Here is a 2,606-nt window from a genome sequence, read left to right as displayed (position 1 = left end):
AAACAAGTTCAGCATGACGGATTGTGAAGTTCTCTCTCTCTTTAACGGAGAACGGAGAACCGATGACGGTGAACCGAAAAAGCTAACTCTCGGTCTTATCAATTTCCTGCAGGTATTCGCCTACTTCATCGATTGAAAAGTATTTGCTCCATCTCTTCTGCTCTCTTCCATCCACTTGAACTATTATTGTTGGAACCGTGAACACGGAATGTTCTGAGGCAACAGCTGGATTCTCTACTGTGTTTATCTTGAAGAACCTCCAGGAAGCAAATGCTTTCTCCACTTCCTCTAATTTTGGCTCAATCGCCGCACAAACTGCGCAGCCGGGGCTGAAAAAGTCGATAACCACCTTTCCGATGACTCCCCTCAATTCTGCCAGAGTTACTTCCTTCACTTCATCGCCTCCTAAAAGCATTATAATTGATAATAATAGTAGAATTTGAACGAGGTGAAGACTTGCAACGAGAAGGCATAAGGACATCTGTGTTCGTACCCATTGTGAAGCTCTGCGGCGAATACTATCTTCTTCTCACAAGAAGATCTACGAAGATAAGTCATCCTGGGCAGATCAGCTTTCCTGGTGGTCACGCAGAAGAAGACGAAACTCTTCTAGAATGCGCGATAAGAGAGATGAAGGAGGAGATAGGCGCCTCTCCGTCTTCACTTGAAGAGGTATGCCAGCTCAATGTCAGTACCACTGTCACCTCAGGGAGAGAAATCACTTCGTTCCTGGGGTTCATCGATGAACTGAAATTCAGGCTCAACAAGAGCGAAGTGGAGGATATCATCTTTCTTTCGATTGAGGCTCTCAAACTCTCCGCTCCGGAACCAATGATCATGCCAAGCGGAAAGAGAACGATCAGATTTCGTTTTCCCGGGTTCATAGTTTGGGGAGCTACGGCAAGAATAATCGAAGTAGCTATTGAGAGAATACTAGAGATAATTGAGAGTCGTGAAGAAGGTATGTCCGAGTGTATAGATGTCAATTACAAAACACATATAAGAGAGGAGTGATTGAATGCTAGACTTCACGTTTCACAATGCGACCAAGATAATCTTCGGAAAAGATACCGAACAACATGTTGGAACCGAGATTTCCCGGTTCGGCAAGAGAGTTCTTCTTCACTACGGTGGAGGCAGTATAAAGAAGACCGGCTTGTACGACCGTGTTGTAAAAAGCCTAAGAGAAGCCGGAGTTGAGATCTTCGAGCTTGGAGGAGTAATGCCCAATCCAAGGTTGTCTCTTGTAAGAGATGGAATCGAACTCTGCCGAAAAAAGAACGTCGATGCAATCCTCGCAGTTGGCGGGGGAAGTGTTATCGACTCGGCCAAGGCGATAGGAATTGGAGTACCTTACGGTGGAGATGTCTGGGACTTCTACTCGACCGGCAAGAAAGTAGAAAAGATGCTCCCGCTCGGTGTTGTGCTAACAATTCCTGCAGCCGGAAGCGAATCGAGCGGCGGATCTGTAATCACAAACGAAGACGGCTGGTACAAGAGAGCAGCAAACAGTGTTCACATGAGAGCGAAATTCGCAATAATGAATCCAAAACTGACTTTCACACTGCCTGCTTACCAGACGGCGGTAGGTGCGGTAGATATAATGTCCCATGTCATGGAAAGGTACTTCACAAATGTGAAGAACGTGGATTTCACGGACAGACTCTGCGAAGCTACTCTAAGAACAGTGATCAAGAACACACCTATAGCTCTAAAAGAGCCTGAGAATTACGATGCGAGAGCGGAGATAATGTGGGCCGGAACCATAGCTCATAACGACTTGCTAAGCACGGGAAGAATCGGAGACTGGGCTACTCACGGCATGGAACATGAACTCAGCGCGATATACGACATAGCTCACGGCGGAGGCCTGGCGATTATGTGGGCTCCGTGGATGACTTATGTGTATAAGCACGATGTTGAACGCTTTGCCCAATTTGCATACAGAGTCTGGGACGTCGAACCGGACTTCCGTAATCCTGAAAAGGCCGCTGTTGAGGGAATTAGAAGGCTGAAGGAATTCTTTGCTAGTCTCGGTATTCCCGTTACCCTGACAGACGCCGGAATTCCCGACGACAAGTTTGAGGAGATGGCCAAGAAGGCAACTGAAGACGGGCCTCTGGGACAGTTCGTACAACTTCATAAGGACGATGTTAAGAAGATCTACGAACTGGCGAAGTGAACTTATGCTCGGTTTAGCGTTATCTGTTTGCCAAAAGACCGTAAGTCTCAGTCAGAAAGCGAAACAAGGTTTTGCATTTGGAGTTTGGAAAATCGGGTAGCGAGTGAGGAGTGCAATAGAGTTGTAGGGGCGTGCGGCTGCACGCCCCTTTTCTTAAGAAAGACTGATGAATCTGCAAAGACTTTGCATATCCTATGAAGGGGAAGAGACCCTAGTAAGCATTGTTGTGTTCTTCAAATCACCCGATACTGCCATTTCGTAGAGCCCGCATGAACCGCGTGGCGTCACGTTTTTGGTTCTCTCTGCTCTTTATGGCGAACAGCCGTTCGCCCCTACAAGAAGTGCATGATTTTGAATCGGATCTCAGATCACAAAGGAAGTGTGGATCTACCAGGGGATTGAGATAGATTTTGGCTACCATCTG

Annotated in this window: 3 protein-coding genes; 2 read left to right on the top strand and 1 reads right to left on the bottom strand. The window is 46.9% G+C overall.

Annotated features, from left to right (window positions below):
• Positions 1 to 82: 82 nt before the first annotated feature.
• Positions 83 to 394, bottom strand: coding sequence for a thioredoxin family protein (locus B3N33_RS02280; RefSeq protein WP_292590506.1), 312 nt, complete (start codon positions 392 to 394; stop codon positions 83 to 85).
• Between the two features lie 62 nt (positions 395 to 456).
• Between B3N33_RS02280 and B3N33_RS02275 the strand changes: the two genes are divergently transcribed.
• On the top strand, positions 457 to 1,014 hold the full coding sequence (locus tag B3N33_RS02275) for an NUDIX hydrolase (protein WP_292590504.1): 558 nt from the start codon (positions 457 to 459) through the stop codon (positions 1,012 to 1,014).
• A gap of 4 nt (positions 1,015 to 1,018) precedes the next feature.
• Positions 1,019 to 2,182: an iron-containing alcohol dehydrogenase gene (locus B3N33_RS02270; protein ID WP_292592050.1), complete on the top strand. Its 1,164-nt coding sequence runs from the start codon at positions 1,019 to 1,021 to the stop codon at positions 2,180 to 2,182.
• Positions 2,183 to 2,606 lie beyond the last annotated feature (424 nt).

Source organism: Mesotoga sp. UBA5825, from assembly GCF_002432955.1.
Lineage (GTDB): Bacteria > Thermotogota > Thermotogae > Petrotogales > Kosmotogaceae > Mesotoga.
This window is presented reverse-complemented; position numbering and strand designations above follow the sequence as displayed.

What these genes read in the sequence shown, in the direction of transcription:
- B3N33_RS02270 (WP_292592050.1), top strand. Translation starts at nt 1,019, where the DNA reads ATGCTAGACTTCACGTTTCACAATGCGACCAAGATAATCTTCGGAAAA.